General features: G+C 65.3%; 23 protein-coding genes and 1 riboswitch. Of the genes, 7 read left to right on the top strand and 16 right to left on the bottom strand.

Annotated elements, in window-relative coordinates; translation table 11 throughout:
• Positions 1-61 precede the first annotated feature (61 nt).
• The 13 genes from fliR to fliF form a co-directional block, all read right to left on the bottom strand.
• Positions 62-844 carry a flagellar biosynthetic protein FliR gene (gene fliR, locus GGD40_RS13360; protein WP_035554506.1) on the bottom strand — a complete coding sequence of 261 codons (783 nt, stop codon included), beginning with the start codon at positions 842-844 and terminating at the stop codon, positions 62-64.
• Positions 845-881: 37 nt separating this feature from the next.
• Positions 882-1151, bottom strand: coding sequence for a flagellar biosynthesis protein FliQ (fliQ, locus tag GGD40_RS13365; protein ID WP_035554507.1), 270 nt, complete (start codon positions 1149-1151; stop codon positions 882-884).
• A 52-nt stretch (positions 1152-1203) separates the two neighbouring features.
• Entirely contained in the window at positions 1204-2049 is an 846-nt protein-coding gene (gene fliP / locus GGD40_RS13370; protein WP_179707805.1) for a flagellar type III secretion system pore protein FliP, read from the bottom strand.
• Complete coding sequence (gene fliO, locus GGD40_RS13375) at positions 2049-2588, bottom strand: flagellar biosynthetic protein FliO (RefSeq protein WP_179743969.1); 540 nt, start codon at positions 2586-2588, stop codon at positions 2049-2051. Before fliO ends, fliP begins: the two co-directional genes overlap by 1 nt.
• Entirely contained in the window at positions 2585-3049 is a 465-nt protein-coding gene (gene fliN, locus GGD40_RS13380) for a flagellar motor switch protein FliN (protein WP_179707809.1), read from the bottom strand. Before fliN ends, fliO begins: the two co-directional genes overlap by 4 nt.
• The gene (fliM, locus tag GGD40_RS13385) at positions 3042-4040 is read right to left on the bottom strand and encodes a flagellar motor switch protein FliM (RefSeq protein WP_179707811.1); all 999 of its coding nucleotides are present in this window, start codon (positions 4038-4040) and stop codon (positions 3042-3044) included. The genes fliN and fliM overlap by 8 nt, the downstream gene beginning before the upstream one ends.
• 65 nt (positions 4041-4105) lie before the next feature.
• Entirely contained in the window at positions 4106-4609 is a 504-nt protein-coding gene (gene fliL / locus GGD40_RS13390; protein WP_179707813.1) for a flagellar basal body-associated protein FliL, read from the bottom strand.
• A gap of 770 nt (positions 4610-5379) precedes the next feature.
• Positions 5380-6972 (bottom strand): flagellar hook-length control protein FliK, encoded by a 1593-nt coding sequence (locus GGD40_RS13395; protein ID WP_179743970.1) that lies wholly within the window; start codon positions 6970-6972, stop codon positions 5380-5382.
• Positions 6973-7040: 68 nt separating this feature from the next.
• Positions 7041-7490 (bottom strand): flagellar export protein FliJ, encoded by a 450-nt coding sequence (gene fliJ, locus GGD40_RS13400; RefSeq protein WP_179743971.1) that lies wholly within the window; start codon positions 7488-7490, stop codon positions 7041-7043.
• A 2-nt stretch (positions 7491-7492) separates the two neighbouring features.
• Positions 7493-9169 (bottom strand): flagellar protein export ATPase FliI, encoded by a 1677-nt coding sequence (gene fliI / locus GGD40_RS13405; protein ID WP_179707819.1) that lies wholly within the window; start codon positions 9167-9169, stop codon positions 7493-7495.
• Positions 9163-9846, bottom strand: a complete 684-nt coding sequence (gene fliH, locus GGD40_RS13410; protein WP_179707821.1) for a flagellar assembly protein FliH — start codon at positions 9844-9846, stop codon at positions 9163-9165. The genes fliI and fliH overlap by 7 nt, the downstream gene beginning before the upstream one ends.
• Positions 9833-10828 carry a flagellar motor switch protein FliG gene (fliG, locus tag GGD40_RS13415; protein ID WP_179707823.1) on the bottom strand — a complete coding sequence of 332 codons (996 nt, stop codon included), beginning with the start codon at positions 10826-10828 and terminating at the stop codon, positions 9833-9835. The genes fliH and fliG overlap by 14 nt, the downstream gene beginning before the upstream one ends.
• A complete protein-coding gene (gene fliF, locus GGD40_RS13420) occupies positions 10818-12617 on the bottom strand; it encodes a flagellar basal-body MS-ring/collar protein FliF (RefSeq protein ID WP_179743972.1) in 1800 nt (599 codons plus the stop codon). The genes fliG and fliF overlap by 11 nt, the downstream gene beginning before the upstream one ends.
• A 235-nt stretch (positions 12618-12852) precedes the next feature.
• On the opposite strand from fliF, the gene fliE reads away from it, so the two are divergent.
• The 5 genes from fliE to GGD40_RS13445 all read left to right on the top strand — a co-directional run bounded on the left by fliE (position 12853) and on the right by GGD40_RS13445 (position 16032).
• Positions 12853-13188 carry a flagellar hook-basal body complex protein FliE gene (gene fliE, locus GGD40_RS13425; RefSeq protein WP_179707824.1) on the top strand — a complete coding sequence of 112 codons (336 nt, stop codon included), beginning with the start codon at positions 12853-12855 and terminating at the stop codon, positions 13186-13188.
• A gap of 216 nt (positions 13189-13404) precedes the next feature.
• A complete protein-coding gene (fliS, locus tag GGD40_RS13430; RefSeq protein ID WP_035554535.1) occupies positions 13405-13839 on the top strand; it encodes a flagellar export chaperone FliS in 435 nt (144 codons plus the stop codon).
• The gene (locus tag GGD40_RS13435; RefSeq protein WP_035554537.1) at positions 13836-14162 is read left to right on the top strand and encodes a flagellar protein FliT; all 327 of its coding nucleotides are present in this window, start codon (positions 13836-13838) and stop codon (positions 14160-14162) included. Before fliS ends, GGD40_RS13435 begins: the two co-directional genes overlap by 4 nt.
• A 119-nt stretch (positions 14163-14281) precedes the next feature.
• Positions 14282-15670, top strand: a complete 1389-nt coding sequence (gene fliK / locus GGD40_RS13440; RefSeq protein WP_179743973.1) for a flagellar hook-length control protein FliK — start codon at positions 14282-14284, stop codon at positions 15668-15670.
• Complete coding sequence (locus tag GGD40_RS13445) at positions 15670-16032, top strand: EscU/YscU/HrcU family type III secretion system export apparatus switch protein (RefSeq protein ID WP_179743974.1); 363 nt, start codon at positions 15670-15672, stop codon at positions 16030-16032. Before fliK ends, GGD40_RS13445 begins: the two co-directional genes overlap by 1 nt.
• 60 nt (positions 16033-16092) lie before the next feature.
• Here the strand turns inward: GGD40_RS13445 and GGD40_RS13450 are convergent, their stop codons facing one another.
• Together GGD40_RS13450 and GGD40_RS13455 are read right to left on the bottom strand one after the other, a co-directional pair.
• Positions 16093-17511, bottom strand: coding sequence for a coniferyl aldehyde dehydrogenase (locus GGD40_RS13450; protein WP_179707831.1), 1419 nt, complete (start codon positions 17509-17511; stop codon positions 16093-16095).
• A gap of 144 nt (positions 17512-17655) precedes the next feature.
• Positions 17656-19341 (bottom strand): isovaleryl-CoA dehydrogenase, encoded by a 1686-nt coding sequence (locus tag GGD40_RS13455; protein ID WP_179743975.1) that lies wholly within the window; start codon positions 19339-19341, stop codon positions 17656-17658.
• Between the two features lie 335 nt (positions 19342-19676).
• On the opposite strand from GGD40_RS13455, the gene GGD40_RS13460 reads away from it, so the two are divergent.
• Entirely contained in the window at positions 19677-21344 is a 1668-nt protein-coding gene (locus GGD40_RS13460) for a GMC family oxidoreductase (RefSeq protein WP_179743976.1), read from the top strand.
• A gap of 102 nt (positions 21345-21446) precedes the next feature.
• Here the strand turns inward: GGD40_RS13460 and GGD40_RS13465 are convergent, their stop codons facing one another.
• On the bottom strand, positions 21447-22403 hold the full coding sequence (locus GGD40_RS13465) for a LysR family transcriptional regulator (protein WP_179743977.1): 957 nt from the start codon (positions 22401-22403) through the stop codon (positions 21447-21449).
• 207 nt (positions 22404-22610) lie between these two features.
• Here GGD40_RS13465 and GGD40_RS13470 point away from each other — a divergent pair, with 207 nt between their 5' ends.
• Positions 22611-23408, top strand: a complete 798-nt coding sequence (locus GGD40_RS13470; RefSeq protein ID WP_179743978.1) for a glycosyltransferase family 2 protein — start codon at positions 22611-22613, stop codon at positions 23406-23408.
• 121 nt (positions 23409-23529) lie between these two features.
• A riboswitch (S-adenosyl-L-homocysteine riboswitch) is annotated at positions 23530-23665 on the top strand.
• Positions 23666-23668: the final 3 nt, after the last annotated feature.

Consider the following 23668-nt stretch of genomic DNA (forward strand, 5'->3'; position numbering starts at 1 on the left):
CCGGTGTGAACCGGATCCGCCCTTTCTGTTTTGCCGCGTCGCTTCGGTTAGCTCCTGCTATCTATCGAAACCCTGCGGCCACGCGTCCCATCTGATCGATCCCGATGTCGAACAGCCGCATGAAGAACGGAATCATGTTCGGGATCATCAGTTGCAGGAGCAGCATGCCGATCAGCATGGTCAGCGGGAAACCGATCTGGAACACGCCGATTTGCGGCGCCGCGCGGTTCAGGATGCCGAGCGCGAGGTTGGTGATGAGCAACGCGACGACCACCGGCAGCGACAGCAAAAGGCCCGCCGAAAACACCGTGTTGCCGAACATTGCCAGTGTGTGCCAGCCGGGCGCGCCGAGCAGATTCGCCGACACCGGCACCGACTGGAACGTCGCAAGTAGCGCGCTGATCATTTGCAGATGACCGTCGATCACCAGAAACACGAGCATTGCGATGGTGTTCATGTAGCTCGACAGCACCTGGCTCGAACTACTGGCCTGCGCGTCGAAGAAGGTCGCGAAGCCGAGGCCCATGCCGAGGCCGACGAAGTCGCCGGTCGCGCTGATGGCCTGAAACACGATTTGCATGGTCACGCCGAGCGCGATGCCGATCAGAAACTGATTGATGATGATCCACACGCCCGCGCCGGAAAACACCGTGAACTGCGGCATCGCGCCGAGCGTGGGCGCGACGATGATCGTGATGAAGGCCGCGAGGCCGATCTTCACGCGCATCGGCAGGGCTTTGTTGCCGAGTACCGGCGCGGTGGCGACCAGCGCGAGAATTCGCACGAACGGCCACAGGAACGCGGTGAGCCAGCCGTTCAGTTGGGCGTAGGTGACGGAGAACATGACAGCGGGGAAGGGTGAGCGAGGACCGGCGCCGCGCTCAGTTGACGAGCGTCGGAATGTTGGTGAGCGTCTGGCGTAGATAGTCGAGCATGGTGGTCAGCATCCACGGGCCGGCAATCACCATGGTCACGGCAATCGCGAGCAGCTTCGGAATGAACGACAAGGTCGTTTCGTTGATCTGGGTGGCGGCCTGGAACAGGCTCACCACCAGACCGACCACCAGCGCGACCAGCAGCAACGGCGCGGCGAGCAGCAGGCCGACATACATGGCCTGGTGCGCGAGCGTCATGACGGATTCTTGATTCATGGCGAAGGAACCGGAAAACGTGGAGGGCGTCAGCCCCGATTAAATGGCGCGCTTAAACGAAGCTCTGCGCGAGCGAGCCGAGCAGCAACTGCCAACCGTCGACCAGCACGAACAGCATCAGCTTGAACGGCAGCGAGATCGTGGCGGGCGACACCATCATCATCCCCATCGACATCAGCACGCTCGCTACCACCATGTCGATGATGAGGAACGGAATGAAGATCGTGAAACCGATCTGGAAACCCGTCTTCAGTTCGCTGGTGACGAACGAGGGCACCAGCAGCGACAGCGGCACGTCTTCCGGACCTTGCATGGGCGCCGCGTGCGAGATGCGGGCGAACAAGGCCAGATCGGTTTCGCGGGTCTGCCGCAGCATGAAGGTCTTGAACGGCGCGAGACCGCGGTTGACGGCCGTTTCCATCGGAATCGTGCCGTCGGAAAAGGGCTTGTAGCCGTCGTTGTAGGCCTTGTCGAGGACCGGCGACATGACGAACAGCGTGAGGAACAGCGCCAGACCGACCAGCACCTGATTCGGCGGCGTGGTGGCCGTGCCGAGCGCCTGGCGCAGCAGCGACAACACGATGATGATGCGCGTGAAGCTCGTCATCATCAGCACCATCGCCGGCAGGAACGACAGCATCGTGAGCAGCAGCATGGTCTGCACGCTCAGCGAATAGGTCGTACCGCCGTTCGGACCGGGGCTCGTGTTGAAGGCCGGCAAACCGGCGGCTTGCGCGAACGACAGCGTCGGCAGCGCGAGCAGCAGCGCGGGCAGGGCTGGCAGTACGAGAGGCGCGATACGGCGCGCGACGCGACCGAGCGTGGCCATGACTGTCGAAGCGGTGCTGTGCATGCGAGCGGATTGCGCGTGACGCGCCGAAGAAAGACTGAACTGCATTAACGAACCCCGTTGCCTTGCCCGTTGAAACGTTTGCCCACTTCGCCTTTCAACGCATCGCGAAAGCGTTGGCCGAAGCTGCCGGGCAACGCGGCGCTGGCGCCGGGCGCGGCCGGCGACGTGGCGCCGGCGGGATCGAGCGCGGCGGAACCCGCCGGCATCGTATGAAGGAGTCGTACATTGCCGGGCGCCGTGCCGAGCACGAGCCACGTATCGCCGATCTCGACCACCGCGACGCGTTCCTTGCCGCCGAGCGAGGCGCCGCCGACCGTTTTCACGAGGCCGCCGCGACTGGCCGGCTGCAAGCCGAAACGGCGCGCGAGCCAGCCGCACGCGAACACCAGGCCGATCACGACCAGCAAGGCGAAGATGGTTTGCAAGACCGCACCGACGCCGAGTGCCGGAACGGCCGTGCCGGCGCCGACACCGGAGGCGATTTTCGCGGCGTTGTTGACCGCGTTCATGTCGGCCGCGAACGCCGCGAACGGCGTGGCCAGCAGGGCGATCGAGGCCGAAGCGCGACCGGCAAGGCGTTTCATCGATTCAACTTCCGGATACGTTCGGACGGCGTGATGATGTCGGTCAGACGGATACCGAACTTGTCGTTCACCACCACCACTTCACCCTGCGCGATCAGACAGCCGTTGACCAGCACGTCCATCGGCTCGCCGGCCATGCCGTCCAGTTCCACCACCGAACCCTGCGCCAGTTGCAGCAGGTTGCGGATCGCGATCTTGGTGCGGCCGAGTTCAACGGTCATCTGGACGGGAATATCCAGAATCATGTCGATGTCGTTGCGCGTCGTGGTCGGTTCGACCTTCGACAGCGGCTGGAACACGCCCGCCGTGGTCGGGCTGGCTTCTTCGTTGTCGTTCTGCTCGGCCAGCGCGCTGGCCCAGTCCGCCATTGCCGCTTCGTCTTCGGCCGCGGCTGTGTCGACGGCCACCTGGGGCGCAGCGGCAGCCAGCTCGGTCTCAGGCTTTGCGTTCAGATCACTCATATCCACCTTCCTTCATCGTGTCGGTTGCGCTGATCATTTTCTGGACCCGCAACGCGTACTGACCATTGAAAATACCGTAGCCGCATTCCATCACCGGCACGCCATCGACTTTCGCGGTGATGTGTTCGGCAATGTTGATCGGCAGAACATCGCCTTTGCGCATGTTCAGAATTTTTTCGAACGTAATCGGCACCTGCGCGAGGTCGGCGGTCAGTTCCACTTCCGCGGCCTGCACCTGCTGCGACAGCACCCGCACCCAGCGGCGATCGACTTCGAGCGCTTCGCCCTGAATCGGCGACACCAGAATGTCGCGAATCGGTTCGATCATCGAATACGGCATGCAGATGTGCAGCGTGCCGCCGGTCGTGCCGAACTCGATCGAGAACTGCGTGACGATGACGATTTCGTTCGGCGTCGCCACGTTGGCGAACTGCGTGTGCATTTCCGAGCGCACGTATTCGAACTGCAGCGGACGCACGCTTTTCCACGACGCCGTGTAGTTGTCGAACACCAGGTTCAGCAACTTATTGATGATGCGCTGTTCGGTCTGCGTGAAATCGCGGCCTTCGACGCGGGTATGGAAACGCCCGTCGCCGCCGAACAGGTTGTCGACCACGAAGAACACCAGGTTCGGGTCGAACACGAACAGCGAGGTGCCGCGCAACGGCTTCACGTGGACCAGGTTCAGGTTGGTCGGGATCGGCAGGTTGCGGGTGAATTCGCTGTACTTCTGTACCTTCACCGGACCGACGGAGATTTCCGCCGAGCGCCGCATGAAGTTGAAGATACCGACGCGCAACAGACGCGCGAAGCGGTCGTTGATGATTTCGAGGCCGGGCATCCGGCCGCGGACGATGCGTTCCTGCGTCGCGATGTTGTAGGGGCGTACGCCCACACGTTCGCTTGTGTCGGCTACTGAATCTGTTTCGCCGGTGACGCCCTTGAGGAGGGCATCGACCTCCTCCTGGGACATGAACTCTTCGTGGCCCATTCCTTATTCCTCGTGCGTACCGTGGCGGTTGATGGTGGCAGCGCTATGCGACGTGACGGGGGACGTCACTGCACGACGAATTCGGTGAACAGCACGTCGTCGACGTGGATCGGCGCGGCGCCCTTGTCGGTCGGCTGTTCGATCAGCGTCTTGAGTTCGGTGGCGAGTGCGCGTTTGCCGTCGAGCGGTGCCAGATCGTCCGGGTGTTTATTCGACAGTGCCAGCAGGATGTGGCTGCGCACTTCCGGCATATGGTCGGTGAGTTCCTGCTGCGTGCGGGCGTCGCCGAGCTTGAGCGTCAGGCCGATGCGCAGGAAGTGTTGCTGGCCGTCGTCCGATTGCAGGTTGACGGTCATCGATTCGAGCGGGAAGAACAGCGGCACGGCGGGCGGCGTCGGCGCGGCGGCTTCAGTCGAGGCGGCGACGGGCGCGCGTTTGGACATGAAGAACCACACACCCGCGCCGGCGGCGCCAGCGGCGATGATCGCGATGACGGCGATCAGGATGATGCGCTTCAAGGGGCCCGGGGAAGCGGGCACGGCTTGCTGGTTTGCGGTTGTGGTTGCCATGAGGTTTGCTTTGCTTGCCTTTAGTGCTGGTGATGGTGATTGTTGTTGATTTGGGCGGTGCGCGATGGGTCGAAAAGAAGGGTTATTGAGGGCTATCTCTTGTTTTTAGGGTTTGGCCTTGGCGGGGGCCTTTTGGGGTTTGCGCTTGGGTTTGTTGGCCTTTCCTTGTGTTCGCGGTGGTCTATTAGTGTTCCCCCTGTGCGGGGGAGCACCTACTTTTCTTTGCCTGCCGCAAAGAAAAGTAGGCAAAAGAAAGCGGCTCACACCGCTAACCATTAAGTGGGTCCCTCGCGCAGTCACGGCAGTGGTGCATCTGGAATCCGTGCCCCCGCACACTCACCGCCCGTGACACAGCAGTCATCCATCCGGCGGCGCTGCGCGCGCCCCCGGGCCGTTTCCAAACCAGCGGGCAGCGTGGACCGCTGGTGTTTTCGGCGCCTCGCCGAGGCGAAGCCGACGGCCCCCGCGGAGCAAACGACGCTACCGGCCGAACCGATCCGGTGAGCGCGAAGTGCGAGGCGGGATGAATGAGTGCTGTGTCACGGGCGCGGAGTGCGCGAGAAGACGGATTCCAGATGAGCCACTACCGTGGCTGTGCGAGGAGCCCGCTTAAGAATTAGCGGTGTGAGCCGCTTTCTTTTGCCTACTTTTCTTTGCGGCAGGCAAAGAAAAGTAGGTGCCCCCCCGCACAGGGGGAACGCTAATAGACCACCGCGAACACAAGGAAAGGCCAACAAGCCAACAAGCCAACAAACAAAACAACCAGCCGGCTAGGCAAAAGTATCAACAAGCCCAACAGTCCGTTTAACAGGAACAGAAACGACGCTAGAAGCAGAATCATCCCCACTGCCGGAGGCAAAAGACGCCGAAGAGCGCCCACCCCCACCGCCGGACGGCCCAGACTGTTGCCCGCTCTGCCGAGCAAACCCATCACTCACGCTAGCGCTGCCAAGCCCAATCCCATTGTTCTCCATCGCCTCCCGCAACTTCGGCAACGCGGCCTCAACCGCCTCCCGCACCGACTGATGCTGCGAAACAAACAACGCATGCGCATGGTTATCAGCAACCTGCAAAACCACCTGTAACGGACCCAGATCCTTCGGATTCAACGTCAACTCAGCACTCTGCGTGTGCGCATTCGACAGAAACACCACCTTCTGACTCAACGCGTCTTCCCAATCCGTCGTGCCCACCTGCGGCGCCAACGCATTCGCCACCTGCGCCGCCCCCGCATTAGCCGTACTCTGCACCGCCGTCGTCGCGCTCGCCGCACCCGCCGCCTGCGTCGCAGCCAGCGCCGCCGTCGCCGCGTCAGCCGCATTCTTGAACGAGGCCACATCGTCAGTCTGAGCGCCGGCGCCCGCAGCAGTCGCGCCCAACGTGTCCGCCGCTGCCTTGGCCGCCGCGGAAGGGTCCGCCGTCGTCGCCGCCGTCAGCGCGGTTTTCGACGCGCTCGATCCCTTGCCGTCGCCGAACAACCCCGTCGCCAGCGTCTTGCCGTCCGTCGTGCCGTTCAGACCGCCATTCGCGCCGGCCGTGCCCGTCATCGCGGCACCCGCCGCCGCGCCGCTGGCCAGCGCCTGTTGCGGCACCACGCCCTGGCCGCTTGCCAGCGCAGCCAAAGCCGCCTGCAAGGCGTCGTCGGCTGCCTTCGAATCCGTTGCGCTCGTTTTCTTGCCCGGCGTACCACTCGTCGTGCCGTCAGTGACTGCACCCGCCAAGGTGTCCGGCAGATCGGCCGCGGCCGTCGTCGGATCCGGAACGGTCGGCGTGGTCGCGGCGTTCGCGTCGGCCTGCGCTTGAGCTTGAGCCTGCGCCGCCGCGGCGGCTGCCGCCGTGCCCGCATTGGCCTGGTTCGCCGCGTTGCCGGACTTGGCCGGCGTGCCTGTCGTGTTACCCGTCGACGCCTGCTGCGAATTGCCCGACGACGAAGCCGACGACGTCGTCCCCGTCGAATTGCTGCCGCTGCTGGTCGCGTCGCTCGCGCTCTTCGTGGACGGATCGGGCGGCGGCGGAGCGTCATGCACGCTCGACGTCGACGCAGACGAAGCCGACGAAGCCGACGAAGCCGCAGGCGGGGAAGCCGGCGTCGGCACAACCTGTTGCTGTCTTGCGGCCTGCGCGGCCTGTTGTTGCGCAGCCTGCTGCTGAGCGGCCTGTTGCTGCAGGGCGGCTTGCTGGGCAGCCTGTTGCGCTGCGGCCTGCTGTTTGGCGCTCTGCGCAGCCGCGCTGCTCTGCTGGTCGATGCTCTGTTGCAGCGTTTGCGAGAACGGCTGGACATTCGCCGCGGCGGCGATCGCCGCGTTCGTGGACGAGCTGCTGGCAGTGCCGAGCAGTGAGCCGATCTGTGAAAGTGGCGACATAGGGAATCCTGTCAATCCGTCAAACGGGGTGTTCAGTCAGTCGAGGAAGGGAATCGTGCCGGGGCGCATCATGCGCCTTCGGCACGCATCCTCAGAATTCGGGCGGCATGTTCATCGGAGTCGCGCTGGTCGCGCCGCGCCACGGTCTTCGCTTCAGCCGCTTCGCCGCGTGCCTGCAGCACTTCGTACGAGCCGAGCTTCTGCTTCTGGCGCTGCCAGTCGGGCTTGGCGGTCTCGACCCGCGCGTTGGCCGTCACCAGCAGGTTGCGCTGCTGGTCGATGGCGGCGTCGAGCGTGTCGATGAAAGCCTGGAAATTACGCATGTTGCCGGCCGGCATGCCAGTTTGGGCCGTCGCCGTGAAGCGCGCGTGATATTCGTCGCGGTACTGCACGAGTGCGTCGAGCTGCGCCTCGACGTCGTTGCGCTCGCGCTGCGCGCGGCCCAGACGTTGCGCAGCGGCGTCGACGTCGTCCTGAGCCAGGCCGATAAGGGTCTTGATCGGAAAGTGTTTCGCCATCGTCAGCCTCCTTGGGCAAACAGCGCGTCCAGCATCTCGAGACTCGGTTCAAAGTTCGCGCACTCGCGATAACCTTGCTGCAAAAATGCTTCCATCCGCGGATACAGCGCAATCGCCCGGTCGAGCAGCGCGTCGCGCCCACTCGAGTAGGCGCCGACGTTAATCAGATCGCGGTTGCGCTGATAGCGCGACAGCATCTGCTTGAACATACGCGTCTTTTCCAGATGGTTATCGTCGATCAGCGCGGTCATTGCCCGGCTAATCGACGCTTCAATGTCGATCGCCGGATAGTGTCCAGCCTCGGCCAGCGAGCGCGACAGCACGATGTGGCCGTCCAGAATCGCCCGCGCGGAGTCGGCAATCGGATCCTGCTGGTCGTCGCCTTCGGTCAGCACGGTATAGAACGCGGTGATCGAACCGCCGCCCGCCGGACCGTTGCCGGTTCGTTCGACGAGCGCCGGCAACTTGGCGAACACCGACGGCGGATAGCCTTTGGTGGCGGGCGGTTCGCCCACGGCCAGCGCGATCTCGCGCTGCGCCATCGCGTAGCGGGTCAGCGAGTCCATCAGCAGCAGCACATGCTTGCCCTGATCGCGGAAATACTCGGCCAGCGACGTCGAATACGACGCGGCCTGCATCCGCAGCAGCGGCGAGACGTCGGCCGGGGCGGCGATCACCACCGAGCGCGCCAGACCTTCCTCGCCAAGAATCTGTTCGATGAATTCCTTCACTTCGCGGCCGCGTTCGCCGATCAGGCCGATCACGATCACTTCGGCGCTGGTGTAGCGCGCCATCGTGCCGAGCAGCACCGACTTACCGACACCCGAGCCGGCGAACAAGCCCATGCGCTGGCCACGGCCCACGGTCAGCAGCGCGTTGATCGCGCGCACGCCGACGTCGAGCACCTTGTGAATCGGCTCGCGATGCAGCGGGTTGATCACGGGCGCGGACAGCGGCGCGTCGGCGTGCGCGCCGAGCGGGCCGAGCCCGTCGAGCGGACGGCCGGATGCGTCGAGCACGCGGCCGAGCAATTCCCAGCCGACCGGCAGGCGTTTCGCGCCCGCCATCGGATCGGCGATCGGCGCGCTTTCGAGCGGATAGACGCGCGCGCCGGGGAGCAGGCCGATCACTTCGGTGGTCGGCATCAGAAACAGTTTGTCGCCGGAAAAGCCGACGACTTCGGCTTCGGCCATCGGCCGCGAACTGCCGAGCGGCAGTTCGATCATCACTTCGGCGCCCACCGACAGGCGCAGGCCCACGGCTTCCAGTACGAGACCCGCGGCGCGCGTCAGTTTTCCGCAGGCGCGCATCGGCTTCGCAATCGCGCTGCGCGCGCGCAGCGCATCGAGCCGGCCACGCCAGGCTTGCATATGCGGATTGCTGTCGAGCGCGGGATCGTAGGGGGTGTGAGCTTGAGCGGCAGCGGCGGAGGCCGGGCTCGACGCGGCATGGGCCGCAAGCTTCGCGGCAGCCGATTCGCGGCTGGCCGCCGCGCCGGTCGCCGGATGCGCCAGACCCGGATCGCGCTGCGCCGAACCGGCCAAGGCCGAGGCCGCATCCGCGGCGCCCGTTGCCGGCCCATCCGTCAGCGCCTCGGCGCCGAACGACGCGAGCGCGAGTTCGCGCTCGAGCGGCGTCAGGTCGCTGGCGCGGATATCTTCGAGCGTGGGCTTCACCACGTGCTCACCTTGCCGAGCGCAGCGGCGACCCGCTCCCAGCGCGTGTCGATGCCGGCATCCACTTCGCCGGTCGCGGCTTGCGCGCGGCAGCCGCCGCGTTCCACCGCCGGATCGGTCCGCACGGTCCAGCCGCGCGTTTGCAGTTCTTCCATCAGATAGGCTTCGACGACGGGCAGATCGGCGGGACTCACGATCAAGGCCGGCGCGCCGACCAGCGTGGGTTCCGCGGCCAGCACTTCACGCGCGGCGGCGATCAGTGCGGTCGGATCGTGTTGCACGTGCTGGCGGACCACCTGTTGCGCAATGTCCAGCGCCAGCGCGACCAGCGTTTCGGAAATCGCGCCCTGGGCGCCGTCGAGCGCCACCTTGAAGGTCTCGGCCAGCGCCGCGAGCCGCGCCGCTTCTTCGCGTGCCTCGCTCTGGCCTTGCTCGAAACCTTGCGCATGACCCTGGTCGTAACCCGCCTGATACCCGAGCGCCTGACCGGCCACATGACCGGAAGCGATGCCCTGTGCATGAGCGGCGTCGCGCAGGCGTTCGAGTTCGGCTTCGAACGCGCCGTCGTCGACCTCGGGTTCGGGCGGCGCCGGCGGCACCGGATCGAACGAGGCCATCTCCCAGCGCTGGTAGGCCGAGAGCCGTTCCTTCGCCGAGGAGTTCTGATCAGACATATGCATCTTCCGCCTTGCCGCCTAGAACGATCTGGCCGCTTTCCGCGAGGTTGCGCACGATCTGCAGGATGCGACGTTGCTGCGTCTCGACTTCGGAGACGCGGACCGGGCCGCGCGCATCGAGGTCTTCGGCGAGCAGTTCGGCAGCACGCTGCGACATGTTCGAGAGGAACTTCTGGCGCAGCGCGGGCTGCGCGCCCTTCAGCGAGATGATCAACGCCTCGGACTCGACTTCCTTCAGCAACAGCTGGATCCCGCGGTCTTCCAGATCGAGCAGGTTCTCGAACACAAACATCTGATCAATGATCTTCTGCGCAAGTTCCGCGTCGTACTGGCGCACGTTCTCGATGACGCCTTCTTCATGGTTGCTCGACATGAAGTTGAGAATTTCGGCCGCCGTGCGGATCCCGCCCATCGGGCTGCGCTTGAGGTTGTCGCTGCCGGACAGCAGGCCGGTCAGCACGTCGTCGAGTTCGCGCAGCGCGGCCGGCTGAATGCCGTCGAGCGTCGCGATCCGCAACAGCACGTCGTTGCGCAGCCGTTCCGTGAAGCAGGCGACGATTTCCGACGCCTGATCGCGGTCCAGGTGAACGAGAATCGTCGCGATGATCTGCGGGTGCTCGTTCTTGATCAGTTCCGCGACGGCCGCCGAGTCCATCCACTTCAGGCCTTCGATACCGCTGGTATCGCTGCCTTGCAGAATCCGGTCGATGATCGCGCCGGCCTTGTCGTCGCCGAGCGCCTTGGTCAGCACCGAACGGATGTACTCGTTCGAATCCAGCGACATGCCGGTGTGCTGTTCCGCCTCGCGCACGAACTCCTGCAGGACTTCGTCGACCTGCTCACGGGTCACGCTCTTCAAAGCCGCCATCGCCACGCCGATCTTCTGGACTTCACGCGGCCCGAGGAACTTGAATACCTGCGCGGCTTCTTCCTCGCCGATCGACATCAGCAGGAGCGCGCTCTTCATTACGCCTTCAGCGCTCATCAGTCACCCAATTTTTCACGACGGTTGCAACGATCTTCGGATCCTGGCGCGCGATGCTGCGGGCGAATTCCAGGTTCCGCTCATATTTGTGCTTGGCGTTTTCGAGCGCCATCATCTCGGCGTCGCCTTCCATTTCGGCGACGCTGCTCACGCCCGCGCGCTCGGCGGCAGGGATGCCGTCCAGCAGGATCGGCTCGTCCGGCGAGTTCAGCGCCGCGACGGCGACCGGCTCCGGCGGCGGGAACGCGCGGCGCACGGCCGGCTTCACCATGACGAAGTACAGGAACAGGGCGACTGCGCCGATGCCGAGGTAGGTCGCGATCTGCTTGGCGAGCGCGATCATGTCCGGCGTGCGCCACCATGGCAGGTCGGCGTTCGGGTCGACTTCGGTGCTGAACGAGCTGTTCACCACGTTGACCGAGTCGCCGCGCGACGCGTCGAAGCCCATGGCGTCCTTCACCAGCTGATTGACCTGCGCGAGCTTGTCGGCGGAGACCGGCTGCATCGTCGCGTGGCCCTTGGCGTCGACCACGCGCAGATAGTTGACCACCACCGCCACCGACAGACGCTTGATGCCGCCCATCGGCTGTTCGAGGTGACGCACCGTCTTGTCGAGTTCGTAGTTGGTGGTCGAGTCCTTGCGGTCGCTGACCGGCGTGGTGGTCACGCCGCTCGCGCCGTTCGGCGCATTGATCGGCGCCGAGGCCGGTTGCGGCGGCTGGTTCGACAGCGCGCCCGGCACGCCCGACGCACCGCCTTGCGACATTTCGGTCGCGCTGCTCGATTGCTGGCTGCGAATCGCCGCCTGCTGCGGGTTGCCGTTCGGGCCGTAGTTTTCCGAGGTTTGTTCGGTACGGGAGAAGTCGATATCCGCGCTGACCTGCGAATGCGCGTTGCCGGCGCCGAACAGCGGCGACAGGATCGAGTCGATGCGCTGTTGGGTGTTGCGTTCGATCTGCTGGCGGTACTTGAGCTGCGAAGCGTCCAGACCGCTGCCGCCGGACGGCTGCGTCAGCAGGTTGCCGTCCTGGTCGAGGATGGTGACGCCCTTGACCGGCATATCCGGCACCGCCGACGACACCATATGGGTGATCGCCAGCACCTGGCCTTCGTCGAGCGCGCGGCCCGGATACAGATTGACGAGCACGGACGCCGACGGCGCTTCCTTGTCGCGCACGAACACGGAAGGCTTCGGAATCGCCAGATGCACACGGGCCGACTTCACCGACGAGATCGATTCGATCGTGCGTTCCAGTTCGCCTTCCAGCGCGCGCTGATAGTTGATCTGCTCGGCGAACTGGCTGATGCCGAACTTCTGGTTGTCCATCAGTTCGAAGCCGACCGAACCGCTTTTGGGCAGGCCCTGCGACGCGAGCCGCAGACGCATTTCATGCACCTGCTCGGACGGCACGAGAATCGCGCCACCGGCGTCGGAGAACTTATAGGGAATGTTGGCAGCCTGCAGCGCGGTGATGATCGCCCCGCCGTCGCGGTCGGACAGGTTGCTGTAGAGCACCTTGTAGTCCGGCGCCCGCGACCACATGAACAGGCCTGCGACCACGGCGATCAGCAGCGCGACCGCGAAAATCAGCGGCGCGCGCGGGTTGCCGCGCATTTGCGCGAGGCCCGACAGGCGCTGACCAAAATTGCCGCCGAGGTTGCCCCCCAAGCCGCCGAGGTCCGCGGCGCCGCCTGACTGGCCGGCTCCGGGGGCGCCGGCGCCGGGCTGCGCACCGGCGAGGCCCATGCGGGCGTCGGGGTTGATCAAAGAGTTGGCTGACGAATCCATGCGTCGGGTATCTCCGGGATGCCTTTGCGTTCTGCCGCCTCACCGCACCGAGGTCGGCGGGCGTACGGACAGAGACTTTCACCATTGAAATTATCCGCAGCGCGGCTCAACCCGATTGCTTGAATAGAGCGGGGTTTCCCCCCTAGTTTCGGGGCTTTCCCGTATGCGCCGCTGCTATGCTTTCATCCCAGATCGGTACGGTTCTGGCATGCCGGTCATCATTCCTGGAGAGAACATGACTATGCCCGTGAACGCGCTCTCGTCGGCGCTGCAACAAATGCAGTCGATGGCGGCGCAGGCGGCCGGCAGCAATAACACGGTGGCTGACCAGTCCGGTGCGGCTACGGCTGGCGGCTTCGCGTCCGCGCTGAAAGCGTCGCTGGACAAGATCAGCGGCGATCAGACGACGGCCGCCAACGAATCGAAGGCGTTCGAACTCGGCTCGTCGAACGTCTCGCTGAACGACGTAATGGTCGACGGACAGAAAGCCAATATCGGCTTCCAGTTCGGCCTGCAGGTGCGCAACAAGCTGGTGTCCGCCTACAACGACATCATGCAGATGCAGGTATGAACGCGTTCGGGCGGCAAGGCTCACCCGCCCGCCCGAACGACTGTTTGCCGTGTGGCCCTGGCGGGCCGCGTCATCTGGCGCCTTAATCCTCCTTACACCGGCCTAAAGCTTTCCCGTTGCCTATCCGATAACCAGATACAGGCAGAAATCCGGGTGCGACAACGTGCCTGGACGGGATGTCATGACCAACCGCTGTGCAAGAGAGGAGGAGCGCCGATGTTTTCCCCAGGACACTCTGGAGCCAATGCGTACGCACGCGTGGGCGTCGAGACAGGGGTGATGGGCGCGAGTCCGCATCGTCTGATCGTGATGCTGTATCAGGGCGCCCGGCAGGCGATCGCGCAAGCGCGCATGCATTTGCAGCAGGGCAATGTGCCGGCTCGTGGAGAGGCGATCGGCAAGGCGATTCAGATCGTCGAAAGCGGGCTGCAGCAATCGCTCAACGTTGACGCGGGCGGCGAGATTGCAGAGCGGTTGGACGCGCTATATGGCTATATGTCGCGCCGGCTGCTCGAAGCCAACGTAAAACAGAGCGAGGCGATGCTGGTCGAGGTCGACGGCCTGCTGGCGACACTCGAAGAGGCATGGATCGGGATCGCCCCGGAAATCGCGCGGATGGCGGTCCAGCCGGCCGCGGAAAGCATGAGATGACATCGAACGCAGAATACTTCGCCCGCTACGAGGCGATCGCAGCGATCTCCTGCCGCATGCTGACGGCTGCCCGGCGCGCGTTGTGGAACGATCTGGTCCACTTGCAAGAGGAATACCGGCATCTGGTGGACGCGTTGAAGGACGCTGAGACCGGCGTCAGGCTCGATGAGTCGGAGCGATTGCGTAAATACGCGCTGATCCGGCAGATTCTCGCCGACGACGCCGCGATCCGCGATCTGGCGAATCCGCGCATGGCCAATCTGTCGGCGTTATTCGCCGGCCGGCCGACGCGCGTGCTCAAGGAACTGTACGGGGCGCGCTGAGTTCGCACGCCCTCGTGCCGACTTGCCGTCCGTGTGCTGCGCCTATGCTGGATTCCCCACCGCTTCGCCTGACTGACTGTATTTGAGCGCGCAGCCGCCACTGTGACCAAGGAATCGGCATGAACGGAATCGACACGGCCGTCGCTTCGCTGCTAGCGAACCGGATCGACAGTCTGCTCAATATCGCCCCCGGCAGCGCGACCGCGTCGCAAACCGGTGCGGCAAGCGTCGATGACGCGCCGACCACTGTTGCTCCCGTCGCGCCCCCCGCCCCGCAGCCTTCCGCGCAAACCGCGCTGTCCGCCGTTGCGTTGACCCTGAGCGCGATCGTGCGCTCCGGCGGCGAAGCCACCCCCGCCGTGCTCGGCCAGATGCCGATCTGGCCCGCCGCGCCGGCGCTCGACGTCGAAGTCGGGGCTTTGCCGCTGTTCGAGACGCCGGCCGCTTCCGGCACGGCCAACCCCAATCCGAATGCCGCGGGAACCGCGGCCACCGCCAATGTGGCGGCGGCGCAGGTGCCCGTGGCGGCGCTCGCGGCTGCGCTCGAACAGACGGTTGGCGACAGCGGTCTTTTCTACGAAGCCCATCTTGCGCAATGGCTGGCGGGCCAGCGTTCGCCCGCGAGCCTGGCCGACGAGGCGCAGAACAAGCTCGTGGCCGCCGCGCAATTGCCGCTCGATTGGGCGAGCGATGGCAGCGAGGCGAGCGCGTCGACGGCGTCGACCCGGCAGGGCATGGGCGCCGCGCCCAACAACGGCCAGCCGAACGGCGCGCAGGAGGCTAACGCCGCCCGCGCGCAGCAGCCTATTCCGAATGCGCAAACCGCGCGCTTCGTGGCCGGCGAGGTGCTGGCTAGCTCGCTGTCGGACCTGAACGGGCAGTCGACGCATGCCAATCTGCATAGCGGGACGTCGCAGGCGGCCGACGGCAGCGCGTCGCAGAATTCGCAATCGATGGCGGCGGCGGTGCATCCCGCGACCGTGCCGTTGGTGCGCCAGCAACTGGATATGCTCGCGACCGGGCAATTCCGCTGGACCGGCGAAGCGTGGCCGGGTGCCAAGCTCGACTGGACCATCGAACAGGACGGCGACGAATGGGACCGCAGCGGCGGCGGTGCGGCGAGCGAGGACGACCAGCCGTGGCACACCCGTCTGACGCTGTCGCTGCCCACGCTCGGCACTGTCGACGCGGAACTGACGCTGACCGGCACGCGCCTCGTCGCGCGTGTGCAGGCGAGCCCGGTCGGCGCGGCGCGGCTGGCCATGCAGGGTGAGAATTTCCGTCAGCGGCTGGCGGCGGCGGGGATCGAATTGAATGGTTTGACGATTCGCGAGATCGGCGGCGGCGCGCCCTCGACCGGCGCGAACGCGCCAGGCGCCGCGGCGGCCGCGCAGGCGGCGGCGTCGGCGTATGCGCGCTCGGCGTCGGCTTCGGCGGCAGCGGATAAAGCAGCGGGCCGCCGTGCGTCGAACAATGCCGCGCTCGACGATTTCGACTGGGAGATGTGATGAGCCGCAAACATCGCCGCAGCGCGGCCGCGCTCGTCTACGACGCCAAAGGCGGCGATCCTGCGCCGCGCGTGATCGCGAAAGGCTACGGCATGCTGGCCGAGATGATCGTGCAGCGCGCCAAGGAAGCCGGTCTGTACGTTCACGAGGCGCCGGAGATGGTGTCGCTGCTGATGCAGGTGGATCTGGATTCGCGGATTCCGCCGCAGCTTTATCAGGCGGTGGCGGAAATGCTCGCGTGGCTGCACCGGTTGGAAAGTGGCGCGGAGAGTGAACCCGCGCAAGGCGCCGACGGTGACGACGCGAGCGATGTCACCGATGTGGTCGCGACTGAAGTGGAAGGCGGCACGGCGGGGCACTGAACCGGGGGAGCGGCCCAGCCGCTGCCATCGGCCACCATCGGGCACCATCAGCCGCCCGCGTCAAAACCGCATCATCAGTTTCAGCAACGCATTCACCCGTTTGCCATACGGCGGCGAGATCCACCCGCGCGCGTTCAAACGCGCCTGCGTCAGCACCGGCTTCATCTTCGAGAACGTCACGAAGCCTTCGTAGCCGTGATACGCACCCATCCCACTCGCGCCGACGCCGCCGAACGGCAGGCTTTCGCACGCCAGATGCATCAGCGTCTCGTTGATCGCCATGCCGCCGGCAATCGTTTCATGCGTCACGCGGTCGATGGTGGCGGCGTCGTCCGCATACAGATACAGCGCGAGCGGACGCGGCCGGGCGTTGATCCACGCGATCGCGTCGTCGAGCGTGTCGTACGGGACGATCGGCAGCAGCGGCCCGAAAATTTCCTCCTGCATCAGCGCGCATTCGTCGGGCGCATTCGTCACGGCGATCAGCGGATAACGGCGGCTCGCCGGATCGGGTGAACTGTCGGTGAGCGTGTGGAGTTGCGCGCCGGCGGCCTGGGCTTCGTCCGCGAGACGTTCCAGGCGTTCGAAGTGGCGCGCCGAAATGATCGACGTGTAATCCGGGTTGCTGGCAAAACCGGGGTACATCTTTGCCATCCGCGCGCGCGCCCGCTCGACGAACGCCTGTTCCTTGCCGCGCGGCACCAGCACGTAGTCCGGTGCGATACAGGTTTGGCCCGCATTGAGCGTCTTGCCGGCGATCAGGTTGTCCACCGCGTTATCGAAACGCGCATGCGCACCGATCAGCGCGGGCGATTTGCCGCCGAGTTCCAGTGTCACCGGCGTCAGATGCTCGGCGGCGGCGCGCATCACTTCGTGCCCGACCTTGGTCGAGCCGGTGAACAGCAAATGGTCGAACGGCTGCGCGCTGAACGCGGCGGCGAGCGTCGCGTCGCCGTTCACCACCGCGACGTGGTCGCGTGCGAAGGTCTGGCCGATCAACTGCTCGAATAGCGCGGACGTGCGCGGCGTCAGTTCCGACATCTTGATGATCGCGCGGTTGCCGGCGGTCAGCGCGCTGATCAGCGGGCCGACGGCGAGCAGCACCGGATAATTCCACGGCACGATGATGCCGACCACGCCGAGCGGTTGCGGCACCACCTTCGCGCGGGCCGGCAGCAGCCATTTGTTGGTGCTGCGGCGTTGCGCCTTCATCCAGCGCTTGCCGTGCCGCAGCGCGGCGTCGATTTCTTCCTTCACCAGCAGGAATTCGGCGAGCAGCACTTCCTGTTTCGCCCGATTGCCGAAGTCGGCGTTCATGGTCTCGGCGAGCGCGTCGCGGTTGTCGAGCATGACTTTGCGCAACGCTTTGAGGTGCGCGGCGCGCGTGTCCCATGACGGATACGGCGCGCGTAAATAAGCGTGGCGTTGATCGCGCAGCAGCGCTTCGAGCGCGGCGACTTCGGGCAGATCGTTCTTCATGTGTGTCCACTCCCTGATGATGTCGGTGCGCGTTTGCATCGCGCTTTATTGGTTTTTGATGCTGTTGGTGCGGCGTGCCTGAATGTGTGTCGCCGGAGCCCGTCTGTCTGTCTGTGAAGCGCTAGCCGAACCGGCCGCCAGACCTCAGGCGGGAAAAGCCCGCTCGATAATCGCCGCGTGGTCGAAGCTCGCCGGCAACGTGCCGTACACGCGGCCGCTTTCGCCGCAGCCGTCGCCGAGCCGGGTGGCGATGAACGCGTCGGCGACTTCGGCCGGCGCGTGCTGGACCAGCAATACCGCCTGCGCGATCAGCACGATCTGCTGGGCGATCCGCCGCGCCGACGCTTCGCGCTGGTCGGCCGGTCCATTGAGCACGGCGGCGAGCTTGCCGAGCGCGGCGCGCAAGGCGGGCTGCGCCTGCGCGTCCGACTGCCACGCAGCGAACAGCGCTTGCGCCGCGTCGGGCTCGCGCTCCATGGCGCGCAGCACGTCGAGGCACATCACGTTGCCGGAGCCTTCCCAGATCGAATTCACGGGCGCTTCTCGATAGAAGCGCGCCATTGGACCCGTTTCGACGTAGCCGTTGCCGCCCCAGACTTCCATCGCCTCGCCGGTGAATTCCAGCGTGCGCTTGCACACCCAGTATTTCGACGCCGGCGTGACGATGCGCCGCCACGCGAGTTCGACCGACGACGTGGACGACGCATCCGCGCTCGACTCGAACGCGCGCGCGAGTCGCATGAACAGCACCGTGGCCGCCTCCGACTCCAGCGCCAGATCGGCCAGCACGTTGCGCATCAACGGCTGGTCGGCCAACTGACGGCCGAACGCGCTGCGGTGTCGCGCGTGATGAATCGCCTGCACCAGCGCCGCACGCATCAACGCCGCGCTGCCGATCACGCAATCGAGCCGCGTGTAGTTCGCCATTTCGATGATGGTCGGCACGCCGCGCCCTTCGTCGCCGATCAAAATGCCGAACGCATCGAGAAATTCGACCTCGCTGCTCGCGTTCGAGCGGTTCCCGAGCTTGTCTTTCAGACGTTGGATTTGCACGTTGTTCTTGCGGCCGTCCGGCGCGAAGCGCGGCACGTAGAAGCACGACAGGCCTTCGTGTTCGTCCGTGCGGGCGAGCACGAGATGCGCGTCGCATTGCGGCGCGGAGAAAAACCACTTGTGGCCGACCAGCCGGTACGCGGCGCCCCGGCCACTGCCGCCCGTGGCATAGGCGCTCGTCTGATTGCTGCGCACGTCCGAGCCGCCTTGCTTCTCGGTCATACCCATGCCGATCATCGCGGAACTTTTGTGCGAGAGCGGCACGTCGCGCGGATCATGGTCGCGCGCGTAGAGCTTGTCGCGCAGTTTGTCGAACAGCGCCGGTTCGCGCTGCAGCACTGGAATGCTCGCGAACGTCATGGTCAGCGGACACAGCGAGCCGGACTCGATTTGCGCGTGCAGAAAATAGCCGGCGCAGCGCGCGACCATCGCGCCGCGCTGCGGATCGGAAAACGGTAGCGCGTGCAGACCTTCGCGGCGCAGCAGCGACAGCAGCGTATGCCATGACGGATGAAACTCCAGCGCGTCGATACGCTCGCCGCGCGGATTGTGCGTGAACAGTTCAGGTGAGTGGCGGTTGGCCAGTTCGGCGAGGGCGAGTGTGTCGGGCGTGGTGAGCGCGGCGCCGTGCCGCAGCAACGCATCGCGATGCCACAGCGCGCCGTCGCGTTCGAGGGCGGCGGACAACGCGGCGTCGCTGGCGAACAGGTTGTAGTCCGTCAGCGGCGGAGCCTGATTCGTCACCTCGTGAGTCTGGCCGAAGCTATGCCGTTCCATCTTCTGTCTCCGTTCACCGCGGGTTCGCCGGTGCCGATTGGCGGGGGTGCTGTTTGAGCGCTGCGTGTCGTGCCGCACGCTATGAGGACGACGCTCACCGTGCCGTGTTTGAATGTGCCGTGGCCCGCTGTCGCGGCCGTCCGGCGGGCGGCCGCGCGTCTTTCATCATAGGGTCGCGATGGGCCTTACGTTTAGAGTAATCGCTCTGGCGCGAAGCTGCCGCCGCCTCGCAACGCTCCCTACAATGCCGTTGAAACACACGTAGACAAGTGTGCACGAGACAGGGTCCGCGAGCAACGCGGCCCCAATGCGGGTCGACAGGACAGGAGGAGCGGATGCAATACGACTACATCATCGTCGGTGCGGGCTCGGGCGGTTGCACGCTGGCAAGCCGTCTAGCGGATAGCTGCCCCGACGCGACGATCGCCCTGATCGAAGCCGGACCGCATACGGACCGTAATCTGTTCGTCAACATGCCGGTCGGTGTCGCGGCCGTCGTGCCGAACAAGCTCAAGACCAACTACGGCTACCTGACCACGCCGCAACCGGGCCTCGGCGGGCGGCAGGGTTATCAACCCCGCGGTCGCGGCTTTGGTGGATCGAGCGCGATCAACGCGATGATCTACACGCGCGGCCATCAACTCGATTACGACGAATGGGCGCAACTCGGCTGCGATGGCTGGTCATGGGCGGAAGTGCTGCCGTATTTCCGCCGCGCCGAGGGCAACGAGCGCGGCGCGGATGCATGGCACGGCGAAGACGGCCCGCTTACCGTGTCCGATCTGCGCTATCAGAATCCGTTTTCGAAGCGCTTCGTGCAGGCCGCGCTCGAAGCCGGCTACAAGCCGAATCGCGATTTCAACGGTGCGGATCAGGAAGGGGTCGGCTTTTACCAGGTCACGCAACGCGACGGACGCCGTTGCAGCGTGGCGCGCGCGTATATCTACGATCGCGAGCGGCCCAATCTCCATCTGATCGCGGATGCGACGGTGATGCGCGTGAACTTCGATGGCAAGCGCGCGAGCGGCGTCGAGATCGTGCGCGGCGGTCGCCGCGAAGCGCTCGAAGCGCGTGCCGAAGTCGTGCTGGCGGGTGGTGCGTTCAATTCGCCGCAACTGCTGATGTGTTCGGGCATCGGACCGGCTGCGCATTTGCAGTCGCTAGGCATTCCCGTGCTGCACGATGCGCCCGAGGTCGGGCAGAACCTGATCGACCACGTCGATTTCACGATCAACAAGCGGGTGTCGTCGATCGAACCGACGGGGTTTTCGTTGCGCGGCATCGCGCGAATGCTGCCGCAGTTCGTCACTTTCATGCGCCACGGCACCGGCATGCTGTCCAGCAATGTCGCCGAGGCGGGCGGTTTTCTGAAGAGCCGCCCGACGCTGGAGCGCCCCGATCTGCAACTGCATTTCTGCGCGGCATTGGTCGACGATCACAACCGGCATATGCATTGGGGCCATGGCTATTCGCTGCACGTGTGCGTGCTGCGGCCGCACAGTCGCGGCACCGTGACGCTGGCGAGCGCGGATGCGCGCACGGCGCCGGTGATCGATCCGCGCTTTTTCAGCGATTCGCGCGATCTCGATCTGCTGATGGAAGGCGCGCAGATGGCGCGGCGCATTCTCGACGCGCCTTCGCTCGCGCTGCATGGCGGCACCGAGTTGTATACGCATCCGGGGCAGACGGCCGAGGCGCTTCGGCAAACCATCGCCGAGCATGCCGACACGATTTATCACCCGGTGGCAACCTGCCGGATGGGCGGCGACGCGCGGTCGGTGGTCGACCCTCAATTGCGGGTGCGGGGCGTGACGGGGCTGCGGATCGTCGATGCGTCGGTGATGCCGACGCTGATCGGCGGCAACACCAATGCGCCGACGGTGATGATCGGTGAGCGCGCGGCCGAGCTGATCGCGGCTAGCCGGCGCGAGGCGCAGGCGGGGCAGGCGGGACAGACTGCGACGACAACGCGGGCGAACGGTTTGGCGGCTTCGGCGGCATGAAGTCGGGTGCGTGACGGACCGGGTTTCTTCGACGCCTACGCTGACCCAGCCGGAACCGCACCGTGCAACAAGCGCGCGCGAACCGTCGGCGGCGCTCGGGTGTTACTTGCCCGTCGGCACCGGCACCGTAATACCGCTCACGCCGATGCCCGGTCCCAGCATGAAGTCATCGGCGGCCTGACCCGGCAACGCCTCGCGCGCGACTTCGAGCCACGCGCGCGCCGCATGCGACAGATAACCGTTGCGACGCCAGCCGATCGCCATTTCCCACGGAATCTCGGGCTCCGACACCGGTCGGCAGGTGAACTGCGCGGGATCCAGCCGCCGGCAATACGGCGCCGGCAACAGCGCAATGCCGACGCCCGCCTGCACCAGCGCCGCCATGAAATCCCAATGCCCGCTGCGTCCGACGATAGTCGGCGCAAAACCGGCCGCGCGGCACGCGTTCAGCACCACGTCGTTGAGCGCGAGGCTCTCGCCGTAGAACACGAACGGTTCGTTGGCCAACTGCGCGAGCGGCACTTCGTGCAGTTCGTCCCAGCGCGAGCCGGTGCGCGCGACGAGCCACAGCAACTGGCGCGTGATCGGCAATACGTCGATGTTTTCCGGATCGACCGGTTGCAGCACACCGCCTAACTCCAGCTCACCGTTGATCAGCGCCGCTTCGATCGCGCGCGAACCTTGCTCGAAGAGCTTCAGTTCGATTTTCGGGTAGCGCTGGCGGAACGCCGCGATAGCGGGCGTGAACAGCGAGCCGCCCATCGGCGGAATGCCGATGGTGAGTTCACCCCGGCCGAGCGTGTCGAGATCGTTCAGTTCGGCCTGCAATTGCGCGTGCGCCGCCAGCACGTCCTGACCGCGCTGGTAGACGATCCGGCCGGCGTCGGTCAGCACCATCTGACGCCCGTCGCGCAGCAATAACGGCGAGCCGATCTCGTCTTCCAGCGACTTCACCATCTTGCTGATGGTGGGCTGCGTGACGAACATCTGCTCGGCGGCGACGGTGAAGCTCTGTTGACGAACCACTTCGACGAAATACCGCAACGCACGTAGTTCCACGATCTCAAGCTCCAGAATTCCAAATTGGAATGATCCCGGGGATTGTAAGTCATGCCATTTATGCGGCGGTGCAAGTTGTATGAGGCTCGTCAAAAGCTGGCGCGGGTCGCCGATTTCAGGCGCGGGCATTTCAGGATGGGCCCGGCGGCAAGCGGGATACCATCGGCGGCTCTTTTTTTGGCGGCCGGCTGCGCTGCGTTTCGATCCATGACACCGATTTCGATCATCATCCCGTGCTACAACGCCGCGCCGACGCTGGTCCGCGCGCTGCAAAGCTGCCTAAGCCAGCCCGAGGCGGCGCAGATCATTGTTGTCGACGACGGTTCGTCGGATGCGTCGGCCGACATAGTTACTTATTGCACGTCGTTCGACCCGCGTGTGAGCCTGCTGTCCATGCCTTGCAACGGCGGCGCCGCACGGGCGCGCAACTGGGGCGCGCTGCACGCGTCGCACGACCTGCTCGCCTTTCTCGATGCCGACGACGAGTATCTGCCCGGCGCGCTCACTGCGGCCGCCGATTTCCTCGCGCAAAACCCGGCGGACATGGCCGTGCGCCTCGACGTCGAGTACACCGGTTTTCCCGCCGACCTCACCGCGCATCCCGACTTCGCCGCGCACTCGGCGACACTGAGCAATACGGTGCCGAGCAGCCTGATCATCCGGCGCGCGGCGTTCGCGGCGCTCGGCGGGTTTCCGATGGATCCGGTGTTTCGCCGTATCGGCGGGGAAGACGGCGCGTTTTCGTGGGCGCTGCGCGAGATGTTCGGCAACCGGCGTCTCGACGACACGCCACGCGTGCGCATGCATTACCACCCGGGCATTCACGCCGAACGCTACTTCCGCATCGCGTTGGGCTTGCAGCAGCCGGATCCCGCCGACGTCGCCGACGCGTTTCATTTTTCAAAGCGCTTTGTTGACACCGCACGTGCCGGCGTCGATCAATTACGCGCGGCTTTCATCGCGAACGTGAAGGCGACACAAGCCACACCGGCCAACGCCTCTTAAGCCCCACACCGAAGGCATAAGAAGCCCTCCGTCGCACGCCGTTTTCCGCTCGCCAAAACCGCCCCGCGCGAAAAACCGAAGCTCGCCACCAAGCCATCTCGATTTGCTACAATCGCCGTTCGTCTTCGAGGAGCGTTGCGACGGGTACCGCGAATCAATTTATTCGCCGGCCGCCCGCCAGGCTCGAAGACTTCAATCGGAGGGTCGAATGCGCCTAGCGCTTTCGCCACTACCGCATCGAACCGCGCTCACGTCAAATT

The organism is Paraburkholderia bryophila (genome assembly GCF_013409255.1).
GTDB lineage: Bacteria > Pseudomonadota > Gammaproteobacteria > Burkholderiales > Burkholderiaceae > Paraburkholderia.

Coding starts and splice junctions, on each gene's coding strand:
- fliR (WP_035554506.1), bottom strand. CDS start 844: ATGTTCTCCGTCACCTACGCCCAACTGAACGGCTGGCTCACCGCGTTC.
- fliQ (WP_035554507.1), bottom strand. CDS start 1,151: ATGAATCAAGAATCCGTCATGACGCTCGCGCACCAGGCCATGTATGTC.
- fliP (WP_179707805.1), bottom strand. CDS start 2,049: ATGCAGTTCAGTCTTTCTTCGGCGCGTCACGCGCAATCCGCTCGCATG.
- fliO (WP_179743969.1), bottom strand. CDS start 2,588: ATGAAACGCCTTGCCGGTCGCGCTTCGGCCTCGATCGCCCTGCTGGCC.
- fliN (WP_179707809.1), bottom strand. CDS start 3,049: ATGAGTGATCTGAACGCAAAGCCTGAGACCGAGCTGGCTGCCGCTGCG.
- fliM (WP_179707811.1), bottom strand. CDS start 4,040: ATGGGCCACGAAGAGTTCATGTCCCAGGAGGAGGTCGATGCCCTCCTC.
- fliL (WP_179707813.1), bottom strand. CDS start 4,609: ATGGCAACCACAACCGCAAACCAGCAAGCCGTGCCCGCTTCCCCGGGC.
- GGD40_RS13395 (WP_179743970.1), bottom strand. CDS start 6,972: ATGTCGCCACTTTCACAGATCGGCTCACTGCTCGGCACTGCCAGCAGC.
- fliJ (WP_179743971.1), bottom strand. CDS start 7,490: ATGGCGAAACACTTTCCGATCAAGACCCTTATCGGCCTGGCTCAGGAC.
- fliH (WP_179707821.1), bottom strand. CDS start 9,846: ATGCATATGTCTGATCAGAACTCCTCGGCGAAGGAACGGCTCTCGGCC.
- fliG (WP_179707823.1), bottom strand. CDS start 10,828: ATGAGCGCTGAAGGCGTAATGAAGAGCGCGCTCCTGCTGATGTCGATC.
- fliF (WP_179743972.1), bottom strand. CDS start 12,617: ATGGATTCGTCAGCCAACTCTTTGATCAACCCCGACGCCCGCATGGGC.
- fliE (WP_179707824.1), top strand. CDS start 12,853: ATGACTATGCCCGTGAACGCGCTCTCGTCGGCGCTGCAACAAATGCAG.
- fliS (WP_035554535.1), top strand. CDS start 13,405: ATGTTTTCCCCAGGACACTCTGGAGCCAATGCGTACGCACGCGTGGGC.
- GGD40_RS13435 (WP_035554537.1), top strand. CDS start 13,836: ATGACATCGAACGCAGAATACTTCGCCCGCTACGAGGCGATCGCAGCG.
- fliK (WP_179743973.1), top strand. CDS start 14,282: ATGAACGGAATCGACACGGCCGTCGCTTCGCTGCTAGCGAACCGGATC.
- GGD40_RS13445 (WP_179743974.1), top strand. CDS start 15,670: ATGAGCCGCAAACATCGCCGCAGCGCGGCCGCGCTCGTCTACGACGCC.
- GGD40_RS13450 (WP_179707831.1), bottom strand. CDS start 17,511: ATGAAGAACGATCTGCCCGAAGTCGCCGCGCTCGAAGCGCTGCTGCGC.
- GGD40_RS13455 (WP_179743975.1), bottom strand. CDS start 19,341: ATGGAACGGCATAGCTTCGGCCAGACTCACGAGGTGACGAATCAGGCT.
- GGD40_RS13460 (WP_179743976.1), top strand. CDS start 19,677: ATGCAATACGACTACATCATCGTCGGTGCGGGCTCGGGCGGTTGCACG.
- GGD40_RS13470 (WP_179743978.1), top strand. CDS start 22,611: ATGACACCGATTTCGATCATCATCCCGTGCTACAACGCCGCGCCGACG.